At 55.0% G+C, this 15,026-nt stretch carries 14 protein-coding genes and 2 tRNA genes; 10 read left to right on the forward strand and 6 right to left on the reverse strand.

Annotation, left to right across the window (positions count from 1 at the left end; all coding sequences use genetic code 11):
• The first annotated feature begins 5 nt into the window (after positions 1 to 5).
• Genes IE090_RS02770 through cyoE form a run of 4 tightly spaced genes read left to right on the forward strand, consistent with a single transcriptional unit; the run spans position 6 to position 3,174 of the window.
• Positions 6 to 749, forward strand: a complete 744-nt coding sequence (locus tag IE090_RS02770; protein WP_189386800.1) for an SURF1 family protein — start codon at positions 6 to 8, stop codon at positions 747 to 749.
• Positions 731 to 1,237: a hypothetical protein gene (locus tag IE090_RS02775; protein WP_189386801.1), complete on the forward strand. Its 507-nt coding sequence runs from the start codon at positions 731 to 733 to the stop codon at positions 1,235 to 1,237. Before IE090_RS02770 ends, IE090_RS02775 begins: the two co-directional genes overlap by 19 nt.
• A complete protein-coding gene (locus tag IE090_RS02780) occupies positions 1,230 to 2,270 on the forward strand; it encodes a COX15/CtaA family protein (protein WP_189386802.1) in 1,041 nt (346 codons plus the stop codon). The genes IE090_RS02775 and IE090_RS02780 overlap by 8 nt, the downstream gene beginning before the upstream one ends.
• Positions 2,263 to 3,174 (forward strand): heme o synthase, encoded by a 912-nt coding sequence (gene cyoE / locus IE090_RS02785; RefSeq protein WP_189386803.1) that lies wholly within the window; start codon positions 2,263 to 2,265, stop codon positions 3,172 to 3,174. Before IE090_RS02780 ends, cyoE begins: the two co-directional genes overlap by 8 nt.
• Here the strand turns inward: cyoE and yihG are convergent.
• Both yihG and acnB read right to left on the reverse strand, forming a co-directional pair.
• Positions 3,097 to 4,071 (reverse strand): 1-acylglycerol-3-phosphate O-acyltransferase, YihG family, encoded by a 975-nt coding sequence (gene yihG / locus IE090_RS02790; protein ID WP_189386804.1) that lies wholly within the window; start codon positions 4,069 to 4,071, stop codon positions 3,097 to 3,099. The two genes, cyoE and yihG, sit on opposite strands and share 78 nt — an antisense overlap.
• Before the next feature lie 265 nt (positions 4,072 to 4,336).
• Positions 4,337 to 6,940, reverse strand: a complete 2,604-nt coding sequence (gene acnB, locus IE090_RS02795; RefSeq protein ID WP_189386805.1) for a bifunctional aconitate hydratase 2/2-methylisocitrate dehydratase — start codon at positions 6,938 to 6,940, stop codon at positions 4,337 to 4,339.
• 268 nt (positions 6,941 to 7,208) lie between these two features.
• On the opposite strand from acnB, the gene pdxB reads away from it, so the two are divergent.
• A complete protein-coding gene (pdxB, locus tag IE090_RS02800; protein WP_229815391.1) occupies positions 7,209 to 8,468 on the forward strand; it encodes a 4-phosphoerythronate dehydrogenase PdxB in 1,260 nt (419 codons plus the stop codon).
• Positions 8,469 to 8,483: 15 nt separating this feature from the next.
• On the opposite strand, the gene IE090_RS02805 is transcribed toward pdxB, so the two are convergent.
• Together IE090_RS02805 and IE090_RS02810 are read right to left on the reverse strand one after the other, a co-directional pair.
• Positions 8,484 to 8,891, reverse strand: a complete 408-nt coding sequence (locus tag IE090_RS02805) for a hypothetical protein (RefSeq protein WP_189386806.1) — start codon at positions 8,889 to 8,891, stop codon at positions 8,484 to 8,486.
• Positions 8,892 to 8,901: 10 nt separating this feature from the next.
• Positions 8,902 to 10,119 carry a pyridoxal phosphate-dependent aminotransferase gene (locus IE090_RS02810; protein WP_189386807.1) on the reverse strand — a complete coding sequence of 406 codons (1,218 nt, stop codon included), beginning with the start codon at positions 10,117 to 10,119 and terminating at the stop codon, positions 8,902 to 8,904.
• 87 nt (positions 10,120 to 10,206) lie between these two features.
• Here IE090_RS02810 and msrB point away from each other — a divergent pair, with 87 nt between their 5' ends.
• From msrB to IE090_RS02825, 3 genes are all read left to right on the forward strand, one after another.
• Complete coding sequence (gene msrB, locus IE090_RS02815; protein ID WP_189386808.1) at positions 10,207 to 10,620, forward strand: peptide-methionine (R)-S-oxide reductase MsrB; 414 nt, start codon at positions 10,207 to 10,209, stop codon at positions 10,618 to 10,620.
• A gap of 92 nt (positions 10,621 to 10,712) precedes the next feature.
• Positions 10,713 to 11,192, forward strand: a complete 480-nt coding sequence (locus IE090_RS02820) for a glutathione peroxidase (protein ID WP_189386809.1) — start codon at positions 10,713 to 10,715, stop codon at positions 11,190 to 11,192.
• 26 nt (positions 11,193 to 11,218) lie between these two features.
• Positions 11,219 to 11,680, forward strand: coding sequence for a MarR family winged helix-turn-helix transcriptional regulator (locus tag IE090_RS02825; RefSeq protein WP_189386810.1), 462 nt, complete (start codon positions 11,219 to 11,221; stop codon positions 11,678 to 11,680).
• A gap of 21 nt (positions 11,681 to 11,701) precedes the next feature.
• Here the strand turns inward: IE090_RS02825 and IE090_RS02830 are convergent, their stop codons facing one another.
• Both IE090_RS02830 and IE090_RS02835 read right to left on the reverse strand, forming a co-directional pair.
• Entirely contained in the window at positions 11,702 to 13,765 is a 2,064-nt protein-coding gene (locus IE090_RS02830; RefSeq protein ID WP_189386811.1) for a response regulator, read from the reverse strand.
• Between the two features lie 71 nt (positions 13,766 to 13,836).
• Positions 13,837 to 14,583, reverse strand: coding sequence for a hypothetical protein (locus tag IE090_RS02835; RefSeq protein WP_189386812.1), 747 nt, complete (start codon positions 14,581 to 14,583; stop codon positions 13,837 to 13,839).
• A 153-nt stretch (positions 14,584 to 14,736) separates the two neighbouring features.
• Between IE090_RS02835 and IE090_RS02840 the strand changes: the two genes are divergently transcribed.
• Both IE090_RS02840 and IE090_RS02845 read left to right on the forward strand, forming a co-directional pair.
• A tRNA-Glu gene (locus IE090_RS02840) sits at positions 14,737 to 14,812 on the forward strand.
• 24 nt (positions 14,813 to 14,836) lie between these two features.
• Positions 14,837 to 14,912, forward strand: a tRNA-Gly gene (locus tag IE090_RS02845).
• Positions 14,913 to 15,026: the final 114 nt, after the last annotated feature.

The following is a 15,026-nucleotide window of genomic DNA, read 5'->3' on the forward strand; positions in this document are numbered from 1 at the left end:
ATTCAATGGCTGTCACAGTAGGCATGACGGTGTTTTTGGGGTCAAGCCCAGCGCAGCGTATTTGGCCTATCGGTCGCTATCTTTGGTATCTGTTTTGGTGCTCGTTGCTGGCGCTGGGTTTGGTGTTGGCTCATTGGCAATATCAGCGCGCCGCCGACAAGCGTCAATTGCAATCTCATGCCGACATATGGCGGCCCGATCAAGCCGCGCAAAGCCAGCCGTCTTCTGGGCAAGCAATCGAGATTCAGGGGCACTGGTTGTTGCAGCACAGTTACTGGCTAGATAACCGCCAATATCAAGGCGCGGTGGGCGTTGCATTAATTACACCTTTGATTAACACGCAGGGCGAAGTGTTTTTGGTGGATCGTGGCTTTGAGGCCACGGGTGGGCATCGCCAAAGCTTAGCATTACCAGCGGAAGGTCCATCAGAGCTGGTAACTGTTCGAGGCATTTGGCAATCCTGGCAGAGCAAGCAGCCTCTGGTATTGGGGCAGTTGCAGGAGGGGAATCGACTGCAGGCTTTACTGGCGCAAGACTGGCAGCAGCGTTTGCATCCTTTAGAGCTGGCTTATCTGGGGGTGCTGCATCAGCACAATGGCACCCGACCAGCATGGTGGCAGCCGCTTGCTATGCCACCGGAGAGGCATCTGGGTTATGCGATGCAGTGGCTATTGCTGGCACTGCTGGCGGCATTGATGGCGTTGATGGCGGATCCATGGAGGAAAGCAAAATGTGGCGACCAAGAATAAAGCTGTTGCTGTTGCTACTGGTGTTGGCAGCGCCGGTTCCGGTGGCTTGGGCCATGTGGCATTGGCAGTGGATGGTGCCTGATGGTGTGGGAGTGGAGGCTCTGGTGCAGCCGCAAATCGCGCCGCTCACCCAGTGGTTGCCAGAATTTGGCGATGAGCACCAAGCGGATTTTTATTTGCTGCTAAATTGCCAGCAGCAGTGCCCGGCTGAGCGCATTTGGCGTATTCATAGGGCGTTGGGTCGCGATGCTGAGCGGGTGTGGCGCTGGCGTGTGGGCGAAACGCTGTCGCAGTCTGGGCTTCCGGGTGAATCCCTAAAAGCGGTGCCGGCGCCGTTTAAGGCCCCGTTAGCGCTTGCCGATCACCAAGGTCGCATCGTGTTGCTGTTCCAACATCTAGATGACCGACAAATATTGCGCGATGTGCGCTACGTGCTCAAGCGCGTGCCTGCTAAGCCGGATTATTGGCTGGAGGATCAAGATGACTGATTCTGTTCGCACTATTCGCTCGCTGGCGTTAGGTGGCAGTGTTTTTTGCTTTGTGGTGGTGCTGGTGGGCGTGGCCACGCGCTTAATGGATGCTGGCTTGGGGTGTCCTGATTGGCCCGGTTGTTATGGTCGCTTAGTCGTGCCCGATGCCGAGACGGCCGCACGCTTTTCATCGCAGCCGTTAGAGCCGGTGAAGGCTTGGATGGAAATGATCCATCGCTATCTCGCCAGTTCGTTGGGGCTGCTGGCGCTGGTGGCGGTTGGCTTAGCTTGGCGGATTCGTCGCCAACAACCTTCGATTTTTCGTTGGGCCCTCGCTTTATTGCTGATGATGCTGCTTCAGGGCGCGTTTGGTGCCTGGACGGTGACGTTGCAGTTATGGCCTCAGGTCGTGACGGCGCACCTGCTGGGTGGACTCACTTGTTTGTCGTTGTTTGTCGCTCTGTATTGGTGCTGTAAGCGTACAGAGCCATCTGCTGCCAAGCTGAACCTGGCAGCCCGGCGCTCACTGCGTCGTCGTTTGGCTTTGCTGTTGTCGGTGTTGGTGCTGCAAGTTGCGCTGGGTGGATGGACGTCCAGCAACTACGCCGGCACCGGCTGCGTTGGCTTTCCGACTTGCAACGGTGAGTGGTGGCCAGCGATGGATATGTCGGAAGGTTTTCATATTACCCAATCCATTGGCCCGCATTATCTGTATGGCCAATTGCATGCTGAAGCACGCACGGCAATTCATTTTATGCATCGCCTTAATGCTGTGTTGTTGGGGGTGGTGTTGCTATTTGCCTGGCACGGCGCGCGCCGCTGTCACAGTCAGGCACAGCGTCCATTGGGTGTGATGATGGGGCTGTATGCATTGCAAATTGCACTGGCGATCATTCTGGTGACCCAAGGCATGCCGCTGTGGATCGCTTTGGCGCATACGGCGGTGGCGGCAGGTTTGTTGGTGCTGGTGCTGTATGCCTGGCGTCAGGCGGGGCGGGTTTATGAAAGTCAGGATTGCTCTTTGGCAATGGCGGAGGTGACCTATGAATGATTCGATGTTAGTGGTTCAGCGCCGCATTCGCTGGCGTGATTATTGGGAGTTAGGCAAGCCTCGGGTAGTCATGGTGATGTTGGTATGCGCCTTGGTAGGGGCGTTATTAGCGCGACCAGGGCTGCCAGATGTAAGCCTGTTGCTGTTGGCTATGGTGGGCATCGGCCTTGCGTCCATGGGGGCGGCAGCGTTTAACCATTTGTTGGATCAGCGCTTCGATCGCCTGATGGTGCGCACCGCGCGCCGGCCTTTGGCGCAAGGCCGATTACACCCCTGGCAGGTGTTTGCTTACGCCAGTGCTTTGTCGGTGTTGGGGTTATGGCTGTTGGCGGTTTGGGTGAATGAGCTAACGGCGGCATTAACCGCGGCGTCATTGTTGGGGTACGCGCTGATTTATACCGCCTTTTTAAAACACGCGACGCCACAAAATATCACCATCGGCGGTCTGGCAGGGGCGGCACCACCGCTGTTGGGCTGGACAGCGGTCAGTGGTCAGCTCGAAGGCGATGCCATCTTATTGGTGTTGATTATCTTTGCTTGGACGCCATCGCATTTTTGGGTGCTGGCGATTCATAAGCATGAGGAGTATCGCCGTGCGGGTGTGCCCATGCTGCCGGTAACGCACGGCTTGGCGTTCACACGTTTGCAGGTATGGCTGTATGCCTGGCTGACGGTGGCGGCGACGCTGATGCCGTTTGTAACCGGCATGAGTGGCTGGATTTATCTGGCCGCGGTGCTGTTACTCAATGCCCGCTGGCTGTGGTTTAACGGGCGGGTATTTTATCGCCCGCAAGACACAGATGTGCCGATGCAGGCGTTCTGGTTTTCAATTCGCTACCTTCTCTGGCTGTTCGCGGCTTTGTTGTTGGACCACTTTGTGGCGCTGGCCTTGATGGGGCGTTGACTCTAACAGGCGTCCGATTTGGGCGTCTTTTTTCTTCCAAATTTGTGATGTCCATTGCTGCATTTCAGCGCGCAATGCCGCGTCGTTTTGGTAGTCGCCCTGGCTGAAATGCGCAGGAATAGGCAACTCTTCAATCGCTACTATTACCTGACCAACGCGGCCGCACATTAAATCCCAGAACGAGGGGGTGCCATCTGGATAGGCAATGGTGACGTTGGTCAGCGCATCGAAGCGCTCGCCTAACGATTGAATGGCAAAGGCTAGGCCGCCGGTTTTGGGTTTTAATAAGTGGCGATAGGGCGATTGTTGTTGGCTGTGCTTGGCCGGTGTCAGTCGTGTTCCTTCTAGAAAGTTCATCACACTGGTGGGCGTGCGTGAAAACTTCTGGCAGGCGCGCTGAGTTTCTATCAAATCTTGGCCGACTTTCTCCGGGTGCTTGCGCAAATACTCTTTGGAATAGCGGCGCATAAAGGGGAAATCCAGCGCCCACCAAGCCTGCCCGACAATGGGGAGGTAGCCTAATTCATGTTTGATAAAAAACTTCAGCAGCGGTGCTTTGCCAAGATAAACCTGATACAAGGCAAATATATCGACCCAGCTCTGGTGATTGGCGGTAATCAAATACCAATGATTGGCGCTGCTGCGCTCTAGGCCACGAATGTCCCACTGCACTTTGGCGACGTGATTGCTCCACCACAATATGCCTCGAATCCACAGGCTGGCGATGGCCACAATGGCTGGGTCGGCAATGCGTTCACGCAGCGGCGGCAGCAGGATTTTTACCGCGATCATCAAATACAAAAACACGCCGAGAAACACGGTGTGTGCCAGTAATGCTATGCCGCTCAGCAGGCCGAGCCAGGCAGAGCCACGATGAGGTACAGATGCGTTGGCCATTGCAGAATCATCCTGTGATAAACCAAAGGTGGATACTACTGTTTTTTGGCTGCAGATCAATTTAAGTGGGGGCTTTAAAACGCCATTTTGCTTACTGGCTGGCAGAAAAATCAGCGCTGCTGGGAGTTGGCCTGGGACACAATGTGAGCTGTTATTGGGTTACTGTGTCGCCTCTGGAGTGCAGAAAGACCGATCCCGTGCAGGGGGCAAATATCGGGCACAAAAAACCCGGCCGTAGCCGGGTTCATGGTCGAGCTGTCAGCGCTTATTTATCGGAAGCGATGACGGCCGTTGCTGCTTTTTTGGTGTACTGATCCATCTGATCGAAGTTCAGGTACTTATAGATGTCGGAGGACATACTATCCAGCTCTTTGGCGTATTCCATATACTCGGCTGGTGTTGGCAGCTTGCCCAAAATGCCACCGACCGCTGCCAACTCGGCAGACGTCAGGTAAACATTGGCGCCATCACCCAAACGGTTAGGGAAGTTACGCGTTGAAGTAGACAATACGGTCGTGTTCGGTGCGACTCGTGCCTGGTTACCCATGCACAAAGAGCAGCCTGGCATTTCGGTGCGCACGCCCGCAGTGCCGTAGATGTTGAAGTAGCCTTCTTCCATCAGCTGAGCTTCGTCCATCTTGGTTGGTGGTGACATCCAGAAACGCGTCGACAGGCCGCCTTTGTGACGCGCCAGCAGTTTACCGGCGGCACGGAAGTGGCCGATGTTGGTCATGCAAGAACCGATAAAGACTTCATCGACGCTGTCGCCAGCGACTTCAGACAGCACTTTGGCGTCGTCTGGGTCGTTCGGGCAGCAAACGATCGGCTCTTTGATCTCGTCCAGGTCAATCTCGACTACGTGAGCGTATTCTGCGTCTTTGTCAGCGCGCATCAGGCTTGGATTTTCCAGCCAAGCTTCCATCGCTTGAGCGCGACGCTCCAGTGTGCGTGGGTCACCGTAGCCTTCAGAAATCATCCAGCGCAGCATGACGATGTTAGAGCGCAGGTACTCGGCCACAGATTCTTCTGACAGGTTGATGGTACAACCCGCAGCAGAGCGCTCGGCAGAAGCGTCAGACAGTTCGAACGCTTGTTCAACGGTCAGGTGCTCCAGACCTTCGATTTCCAGAATGCGACCTGAGAATTCGTTGATCTTGCCTTTTTTCTCAACCGTCAAAATGCCTTGCTTGATGCCGTACAGCGGGATCGCGTGTACCAGATCGCGCAGGGTGATGCCCGGCTGCATTTTGCCTTTAAAGCGCACCAGAACGGACTCTGGCATGTCCAGCGGCATAACGCCGGTTGCTGCCGCAAAGGCCACCAAGCCAGAACCGGCTGGGAAGGAAATGCCCATCGGGAAGCGGGTGTGAGAGTCACCACCCGTACCCACAGTATCTGGCAACAGCATACGGTTCAGCCACGAGTGAATGATGCCGTCGCCTGGACGCAGTGCCACACCGCCACGGGTCTGAATGAAGTCTGGCATGGTGTGCTGCATTTCTACGTCTACAGGCTTAGGGTAAGCCGCGGTGTGACAGAACGACTGCATCACCAAGTCGGCTTGGAAGCCCAAGCAGGCCAGGTCTTTCAGCTCATCACGCGTCATTGGGCCGGTGGTGTCTTGCGAGCCTACGGTCGTCATTTTGGGCTCGCAGTAAGTGCCTGGGCGTACGCCTTGGCCTTCTGGCAAACCACAGGCTTTACCGACCATTTTTTGGCCCAGGGTAAAGCCTTTGCTGCCGGCTTCTGGGTCAACAGGCAGACGGAAAATATCGGTAGCGCCCAAACCTAACGCTTCACGCGCTTTGGTGGTCAGACCACGGCCGATGATCAATGGAATACGACCGCCGGCTTGAACTTCATCCAAAATCACTTCTGATTTGAAGCCAAACTCAGACAGCACTTCGCCTGATTCGCTCAGGATTTTGCCGTCGTAGGGACGAATCTCAATGATGTCGCCCATGTTGAGGTTGTCGACCGGTGCTTCGAATACCAGTGCGCCCGCGTCTTCCATGGTGTTAAAGAAGATAGGGGCCACTTTGCCACCGATGCAGACACCGCCGCTGCGCTTGTTTGGTACGCCCGGCATATCTTCACCGAAGTACCACAGTACAGAGTTGGTGGCGGATTTACGTGAAGAACCCGTACCCACCACGTCACCAACAAAAGCAACCGGCAGGCCCTTGGCTTGGATTTCTTCGATCTGCTTCAAAGGACCGGTGACGCCGTGCTCTTCTGGCTCTAGGCCGTCACGGGTCATCTTGTACATGGCGCGGGCATGCAACGGGATATCTGGGCGAGACCAGGCGTCAGGTGCCGGCGACAAATCATCGGTGTTGGTTTCACCGGTGACTTTAAATACCGCCATCTTGATGCTCTCAGGCACTTTGTCACGCTTGGTGAACCACTCGGCGTTGGCCCATGATTCCATCACCGCTTTGGCGACGCTGTTGCCAGCGTCCATGCGATCTTTAACGTCGTTAAAAGCATCGAACATCAGCAGAGTGTGTTTCAGCTGCTCACCGGCCAAGCTGGCCAGTTCTTCGTTGTCGAGCAGCTCAACCAGCGTGGCAATGTTGTAACCGCCTTGCATTTGACCCAGTAACTTGACGGCGTCTTCTTTGCTCAGCAGCGGTGAGGTGGTTTCACCTTTGGCAATGGCACTGAGGAAACCGGCTTTGACATAAGCAGCTTCGTCCACGCCTGGCGGTACACGGTTTGCCAACAGGTCTACCAGAGTGTCTTCTTCACCGGCAGGTGGGTTTTTCAGCAGCTCGACCAGAGCGGCTGTTTGTTCTGCGTTCAGTGGCTTGGGTGGAATGCCCAGCTCTGCACGCTCAGCGACGTGAGCACGATAAGCTTCTAACACGGTTATATCCTCGTCTCGTTATATCTGCCGCACTACCAGCACGGGTTTGTGGCCGCCTGCGGCCGGCAGATGGTTGCATTTCCCCAGGGAGCCTTTGAATAACCAGATCAAGCGCGGTATCGCGGGGTGGAGCAAGGGCGTACCGTTATCGACTGCTGCTACCGGATTATTCAAAGGCTCCCTCGCGGAATTCAGGCCGCAAGTATAGGTCATTGCCCATTTTGGGTTAAGGAAGCCGATGGTCGAATAGGTTATAAAGTGCGCTTGTTTGGCTTATGTTCACTATTTTCTGAGTGAATGCAGCTGCTCGACCAAGACTGGCCATTGTCAGGGGCCGCTGCGGTTGCCAGAATGTGCGCTGGTTTTTATTCGAGACATTGCCGTGCACATTCTGGCTGACGAAAATATCCCTTTAATCGACGAATTTTTTGCCGACATCGGCAGCATTGAGCGTCGCCCCGGACGCGAAATCTGTCGTGCTGATGTTGAGCAGGCCGATATTCTGCTGGTGCGCTCCGTGACCCGTGTAGATGCTGAGCTGCTGGCTGGCTCGCCAGTGAAATTTGTCGGTACCGCCACCATTGGCACCGATCACATCGACACCGATTATCTGCAAGCCAACAACGTTGCTTTTGCCAGCGCGCCCGGTTGCAACGCTCAGGCGGTGGTGGATTACGTGCTCAGTGCATTGAGCGTTTTAATCGACAGTCGCGGTTTGAGCTTTACCGACCTCAGTGTTGCTGTGGTGGGGGTGGGCAATGTTGGCGGTTTGTTGCGTCAGCGCTTGCAGGCCATGGGCGTGCACGTGTTGGCCGTCGACCCGTTTAAGTCCGCAGAGCAAGCCGGTGGCGAGCTGGTAACACTGCAGCAAGCGTTGCAAGCCGATGTGGTGACCTTGCACACGCCGCTGACCGTCGACGGTGAGCACCCCACGCAGCATTTAATCGGTGCAGATGAGTTGGCGCAAATGCAGCCGCAGGCGTGCTTAATCAACACCTGCCGCGGCGATGTGGTGGATGGCAAGGCGTTATTGACACATCTGCAAAATCATCCGGATTTTGAAGCCGTCTTGGATGTGTGGGAAAACGAGCCCTACGTGGACTTGGCGCTGATGCACCGCGCCATGTTAGCGACGCCACACATTGCCGGCTACTCGGTGGATGGCAAGATGCGCGGTACAGAAATGATTTATCAGGCCGTGAGTGAATTTTTAGGTCTGCCGGTGCGGCGCAAGCTGGCGCAATTTTTACCTGAACCGGGCGTGAAGCGCGTGAACTTTTCCGACCGGTTACCGATTGGGCAAGCGCTGCGCACCGCCATTCGGGCGGCTTATGAAGTGCGTGTCGATGATGGCATTATGCGCTCGGCCTTGCGTCACAGTGACAACATGCGCACCACCTTTGATCAGCTGCGCCGTCAGTATCCGCTGCGTCGTGATATTCCTAACTTGCGTGTGGGTGTGCCGGCGCGCTGTCAGGATATGGCGAAAGCGTTAGAAGCAGCGGGCTTTGATGTGCGGCCGAAGTAGTGTTCTTAGGGGCAGCTAGAGCAGCTGCTCCTGACATAGCACGTGCGCCTGCAGCAGTCGCCCTAGGGTTAGGGTGTCGCCTTGCAGGCGGGCATATTCTAGGGCGTGCGCCAGGGTTTGAGTGGGGTCGTCGGCATTGATGGATTTCATCAGGCGGGCAAACGCTTTGGACGTTAACACAAAGTCGTCCACCGAGCGGCACGCATCGCGCGCACCAAAGCGCACAAAGCCTTCATCTTGCAGCCATTGCACCGCGCCTAAGGCGGCCATGTGTCGCGGCGAGTGCAGGCCAAACTCATCCATCTCGTCTGGGCCTGAAATATCTTCGATAAACAGGGTTTGCTGGCGTGGAAACCAGCGAAACCCAATCAATAGAGCAGCAGCGCAGTCTTTGTAAAAGTCATCAATGTGAACGTCGAGCATGATGCCTCCGTTACAGCTGGCGATAGCCCGCAAAGAACTGCTGCATACGCTCCATGGCGGCGGTTAAATCTTCTGGCCTTGGCAAGAACACCACACGGAAGTGATCCGGATAGGGCCAGTTAAACGCCGTGCCATGCACGATCAGAATTTTTTGCTGCTCTAGTAAATCCAGCACCATGCGCTCGTCGTTGGCGATGTTGAACTTTTGCGTGTCCATTTTAGGGAAACAATACAGCGCACCTTTGGGCTTAACGCAGGACACACCATCGATGCTATTGAGCACCTCATAGGCAATGTCGCGTTGCTGGCAAATACGACCACCGGGGGCCACCAAATCGTCGATGCTCTGGTAGCCGCCCAGTGCGGTTTGAATGGCATGCATGGCGGGCACGTTGGCGCATAGGCGCATATTGGCCAGCATATCCAAGCCTTCGAGGTAGTCCTTAGCCAGGTGTTTGGCGCCGCTAATAATCATCCAACCGGCGCGAAAACCTGCCAAACGATAATTTTTCGATAAGCCGTTAAAGGTGATGATTAATAAGTCATCGGCCAAGGATGCGGTGGAGATATGTTGCGCACCATCGAACAAAATTTTGTCGTAAATTTCATCCGAGAACACCACCAGTTGATGCTCGCGCGCGATCTCCAGCATGCCTTTTAAAATCTCGGGCGGATACACAGCGCCGGTCGGATTATTCGGGTTGATTAACACCAGGGCACGCGTTTTATCGGTGATTTTGCGACGCATGTCGTCTAGGTCTGGGTACCAGTCACTGCCTTCATCGCAGATGTAATGCACGGCACGGCCGCCTGCTAGGCTGACGGCGCCCGTCCACAGCGGGTAATCTGGCGCTGGCACCAGTACTTCGTCGCCATTATTGATCAGGCCTTGCATGCACATCACAATCAGCTCACTGACGCCGTTGCCGATAATGATGTCTTCAATGCCGACGTTGGCGATATTTTTTTGCTGCGCGTATTGCATGATGGCTTTGCGAGCAGAAAACAAGCCACGAGAATCGGCGTAGCCCTCGGAGTCTGGCAGGTTGTAAATCACGTCCTGAATGATTTCTTCCGGTGCATCTAGGCCAAAGGGCTTGGGGTTGCCGATGTTAAGCTTGAGAATGCGATGGCCTTCTTCTTCCATGCGCTTGGCGGCTTGCAGCACAGGTCCACGAATATCGTAAAAAACATTGGCCAACTTATTAGATTTAACGATTTCCTTCATGGAACTACGCACGCCTGTGTTGAATCTATAGGAAACTCAGCATCATACTCTTTGCCTGCAACAGGCGAAAGTGAGCAAGGGCACAGCATGGCAAAAATCAAAAAAACCGCAGAGCAATGGCGCGAGCAGCTCGATGAGCACACCTACCGCATTACCCGCGAGGCGGCCACCGAGCGCCCCTTTACGGGCCAGTATTACGATTTTAGCGAAGAGGGCACCTACCACTGCGTGTGCTGTGGAGCGGCACTGTTTTTAAGCAACAGCAAGTACGATGCAGGTTGCGGTTGGCCGAGCTTTACCCAACCTCTGGCGGAGCAGGCGGTGGAAGAGCATCTGGATACCAGTCACTTTATGGTGCGCACCGAAGTGGTATGCCAACAATGTGATGCCCATTTGGGGCATGTGTTCACCGACGGTCCGGGGGAGAATGGGTTGCGCTATTGCATTAACTCGGCTTCATTGGACTTTGTCGCCAAAGAGGGCGCCGATGGTGAAGATTGAAACACAGTGTTGAACGATGGGGCTTGGCGGCCCCATTTTTATGGGCTAATGTGTTTTGCACAATTTAGTTTTGAACAATAAAGGTGGTCGAGATGATTTTATCTGGCGAGATGCAGCGCTTAAACGGTGACATGCAAGACCTGGCTGAGTATCAGGGCAAGGTGGTGTTGGTGGTCAATACCGCCAGCGAGTGTGGCTTTACGCCACAGTACGAGGGGCTAGAGAAGCTGTGGCAGCAGTATGAGTCGCAGGGTTTGGTGATTCTGGGCTTTCCTTGCAACCAGTTTGGTCAGCAAGAAAAAGGCGATGAGCACGCCATTGGTGCTTTCTGTCAAAAGAATTACGGCGTTAGCTTTCCGATGTTTGCCAAGATCGAAGTCAATGGCGACAATGCCGCGCCTTTGTATCAGCGGCTGAAATCCGCAGCGCCGGGCGTATTGGGTACAGAGGGCATTAAGTGGAACTTCACCAAGTTCTTAATTGGTCGCGATGGCCAAGTCATTGACCGCTACGCGCCCACCACTAAGCCCGAGGCCATGGCCGCAGATATCGAAAAAGCGCTGGCGTCATAGCAGGCATCACATGAAAGGTATTTGAGTTGGCACATCAAGACTCGCGTTTATTGCGGCTGGATCAGCAGCTGTGTTTTCCACTCTACAGCTTGTCGCGTCAGGTGACTCAGGCTTATCAGCCGCTGTTGCGGCCGCTCGGGCTCACCTACCCGCAGTACTTAGTGATGCTGGTGTTGTGGCAAGCTGAGGCCGAGCAGCGCTTGCCGCTGGCGGTCAGCGATTTGTGTCGAGAGCTGATGTTGGACACTGGCACGGTGACGCCGCTGCTGAAGCGCATGGCGGAGCGTGGTTGGTTAACGCGTGAACGCTGCCAGCAAGATGAGCGCCGCGTGCTGATTGACCTGACAGAAGCCGGTTTGCAGCTGCGCGATAAGGCGCAGGCCATTCCTGAGCAGTTGCTGTGTCGGTTGTCGTTGCCGCTCGAAGAAGTGGAGCGCATGCGTGAGCAACTGCAGCAGTGGCAGCGTCAGTTGCAGCAGTTGTTGTAGCCGTTGTTTCCGTCACCGAGGCTAGGGCAACTCGTCATGCCGTTGCTTCAGCCATTGCATCAGTGCCGATTGAATCTGATCTTGGGTAAAGGGTTTGCCGATAAAGTCGTCCATGCCGGCATTGAGGCAGGCGTGACGTTCACTGTCGCCACTCAGCCCAGTTAGAGCCAAAATGGGCGTGGCTTGATTGAGGGAGGTCTCGCGAATTTGGCGAGTGGCTTCAAAGCCATCCATTACCGGCATCTGACAATCCATCAAGATCAAATCGTAGGGGCGTTGGCGCGCCATCTCTAACGCATGTAAGCCATTGTCGGCGAGTTGCGTTTCAACCCCCAAGTTTTTCAAAAAGCGTTGGCACAGCATGCGACTGATGGTGTTGTCTTCCGCTACCAGTACCGTCCAATGCGGGCGATGTTGGTTGGGTAGCTGGCAGTGTTCGGCCAGTGACAGTAGCAGTTGGGTGCTGTTCCAGTTGGCTGGCAGTCCAGAGTCATGACCCAGTACTAAGATTCCGGGTTGGTCGGCCAGAACAGGGTCGTCGGTTATGAGGTAAGCGTCTGGGGTCTCGGCGTTTGGGGTAGCGTCACTGTATTGGTAGGCTAGCTGCCAGCTCTGCAGCAGTGGCTCGAGCTTATCGCGCAGGCGACTGCTGTTGATGCGCAGTTGCAGTTGTGGGCAGTGCTGGCGAATGCCACTCAGCAGGGCTTGTTGGCTACGGCAAGGTAGGCGCCAGCTCAGTGGCGTTAATGATTCGGGCTGCCAGTTCAGTTGGCCTTGTTGGTGTTCGGCGATGTAGCGATAGGCATGTAAGCCAGGCAGTCTTTGCCCCTCTAAGTGGATTAGGTCTTCCTCTAGCTGCTGCGGTCGATTGAGGGTGGCGCTATGAAGTTGATACAGCAAAAACTCGCCTTGATCGTCGCTCTCTAGACTGACGCTGAGGGTAAGGCTGGAGGCGCTGACGCTGGCCAGTAGGGTGGTGAGCGGCGCTAGCAGGCCTTGATGCAGCTGGGTGGCCAGTAGTACTTCTTCGTCGCTGGCTTCAATGCCAGAGACTGGGGTTGGGTACAGGCCTTGCTGGTTGAGTAAACGAGTCACCCACTCGTTAACTGGGGTGGCCAGGTCCTCGGAGTCTGCAGGTGTTTGCATTTGCTCTAGCCAGCGCACAAGTTGCAGGTCTGACTGCAGTTGGCGACGGTCTATGGCTTGATCGCTGGCGGTGAGTTGTGTCACAACTCCATCCAATAAGCGTTGGCGCGCGCGGCTAAGAGGCGTATCGCTATTGCGCAATTGTTTTTGTGCGTCGTTTAGGGCCAAGTTGCGCCGTCTTACCAGCTGTTCGAGCTTGGCGGAGTAGTCAGCGACTTGTGCTTCCGCCCGCCGCTGCGCTTGAATTTCGGCGCTGAGCTTGGTGAGTAGCCGATGAAAAGCGCGGCTGAGGCTGCCGATCTCATCACTGCGTTGGCTATCAAACTGCTGCAATAACTCGTCGCTTAACGGTTGGCCATGAATGCGCTCGGCGCGCTGAGTCAGTATGGCCAGCGGTTTGGCTAACAGGCGATAGTGGCTAGCGTAGATAAAGCCTGTCACCAATAAGCACAATAACAGGGTGTAGCTCAGTGCCTGAGTGGCGGTTTGTCGAAATTCGATGATAAAGGGGCAAAGATCTGTTCGCATCACCACCTTGCCGACCGGCAGATTGCGATGTTGCAAGTTGGCCACTTGCACATCACGAGTTTCTAATAAGGCATGTTCAATGCTGGTGATCGAACAGTTGGGGGCGCGGCTTGCATGGGCCAGTTCAGCCCCTGTGCTGTCTATGACCGAGACGATCAGTGCCGCTGGGTGTTGAATGAGGCCTTCTGCCAGCTGCTGATTGAGGCGGTCGTTATAGTTGAAGGTGGCCAGACTAAAGGCGGGTAGATTGGCGCGCAGTAACTGTTGTGGTTCGCTGTTGAGCTGCTGGCGCAGCTTATGGGTCGTCTGGTAAAGACTAAACAGGCTGAGTACCACACTAATTGCTAATAACAGTAGGCTGACCCAAAGGGCGGTGCGCCGGGCAATCTTGTTATTGATGCGGCGAAACATAGTGGGGAGGCATCCGTCGTTGAAGTCTGAGCCGTTTAGGCATGGCTCATCCTAGCCCTATGCTGGCTGGCTTAAAAGTGTTTCTTTTTCCAGGCGTCTTCCTCTTCCTCCAGCTCTTGTGCGCCGGCTTCCAAACGTGACGGCCCAGCTTCAGGTGCGTGCTGCAGTTGCGCGGTTTTCAGATCCTGCTGCAGTTGTTGTAACGCTTGCTGCAGGGCAGGTACATCATCGCGGTTGTTTTTCATCAATGCCGACGCTTTATCGACAAAGCGCACCGCGCGTGAAGGGCTGTTCATTTGTAGGGCGGCTCGTGCTTTGCTTTCGTAAACGCCAAAACACACTCTTAGATTGAGTATGCGTGCCTCACGCGCAATGGTTGTGGCGCTGCTTTGATCCAATTTTTGCTGGCGATAGGCCTTGCGTACCAGAGTCAGTAAGTGGCGCGTTTGCTCACTAAATTGCTGCGCTGTTTTAGTTTCTGTGGGTAGAGCAGGTCGTTTAGTGGACGGCTGGCTCTCCAAAATTTCATGGGCCAGTACCAGGCTGCGCTTGATGGCTTGGTTAGGTTTGATCGCCAATGCGGTGAGTTGTTGGTGACAGTCGACAATATGGTGTGCAGCAAGATGTCGGGCGGCTTCGCTTAAATGTGGGCCCAGCACGCTTAATACATTGGCTTGCTGAAACATATCATCCGTTAGGGCGACGGCCTTGCGTGCCTGTTCTAAGCGCTGTTGTTCCCGCCAGCGCAAAAAGCCCAATGCAGCCACGCCTGCCAAGGCAACGATGGATGCCAGAATTACCAGTCCAACTGTGGACATAACGATCGCCATTCCTTCGAAGTTCTATCGCAGTGCCTTAGTGTAGCCGTCGGCGAAGTAAAAGGCTGCATCGAAAAAAATGATAAAAAAGTGAGGGCAGGGGGTTGACGACCGCCATGACCGAACCTAGAATGCGCGCTCCTTGATTGAGACGTCCCCATCGTCTAGAGGCCTAGGACACCGCCCTTTCACGGCGGTAACAGGGGTTCGAATCCCCTTGGGGATGCCATCTTCTTTTGAAGATGCATTAAGTGCGGGAATAGCTCAGTTGGTAGAGCACAACCTTGCCAAGGTTGGGGTCGCGAGTTCGAATCTCGTTTCCCGCTCCAGTTCAAGTTTTGAATTGGAACAGTAGAGGGTAAGGCTAGATTGACGCGACCATGGTCGCGAGCTGGAATGCAAGCCCAGTCAATCTCTTTCCCGCTCCAACTCAAAATATGAGT

Origin of the sequence: Bacterioplanes sanyensis (assembly GCF_014652515.1) — a bacterium.
GTDB lineage: Bacteria > Pseudomonadota > Gammaproteobacteria > Pseudomonadales > Oceanobacteraceae > Bacterioplanes > Bacterioplanes sanyensis.

Bases quoted from the DNA above. Each gene is read 5' to 3' on its own strand.
- IE090_RS02770 (WP_189386800.1), top strand. From the start codon at position 6: ATGGCTGTCACAGTAGGCATGACGGTGTTTTTGGGGTCAAGCCCAGCG.
- IE090_RS02835 (WP_189386812.1), bottom strand. From the start codon at position 14,583: ATGTCCACAGTTGGACTGGTAATTCTGGCATCCATCGTTGCCTTGGCA.
- IE090_RS02775 (WP_189386801.1), top strand. From the start codon at position 731: ATGTGGCGACCAAGAATAAAGCTGTTGCTGTTGCTACTGGTGTTGGCA.
- IE090_RS02810 (WP_189386807.1), bottom strand. From the start codon at position 10,119: ATGAAGGAAATCGTTAAATCTAATAAGTTGGCCAATGTTTTTTACGAT.
- cyoE (WP_189386803.1), top strand. From the start codon at position 2,263: ATGAATGATTCGATGTTAGTGGTTCAGCGCCGCATTCGCTGGCGTGAT.
- yihG (WP_189386804.1), bottom strand. From the start codon at position 4,071: ATGGCCAACGCATCTGTACCTCATCGTGGCTCTGCCTGGCTCGGCCTG.
- IE090_RS02805 (WP_189386806.1), bottom strand. From the start codon at position 8,891: ATGCTCGACGTTCACATTGATGACTTTTACAAAGACTGCGCTGCTGCT.
- IE090_RS02780 (WP_189386802.1), top strand. From the start codon at position 1,230: ATGACTGATTCTGTTCGCACTATTCGCTCGCTGGCGTTAGGTGGCAGT.
- IE090_RS02820 (WP_189386809.1), top strand. From the start codon at position 10,713: ATGATTTTATCTGGCGAGATGCAGCGCTTAAACGGTGACATGCAAGAC.
- msrB (WP_189386808.1), top strand. From the start codon at position 10,207: ATGGCAAAAATCAAAAAAACCGCAGAGCAATGGCGCGAGCAGCTCGAT.
- IE090_RS02830 (WP_189386811.1), bottom strand. From the start codon at position 13,765: ATGTTTCGCCGCATCAATAACAAGATTGCCCGGCGCACCGCCCTTTGG.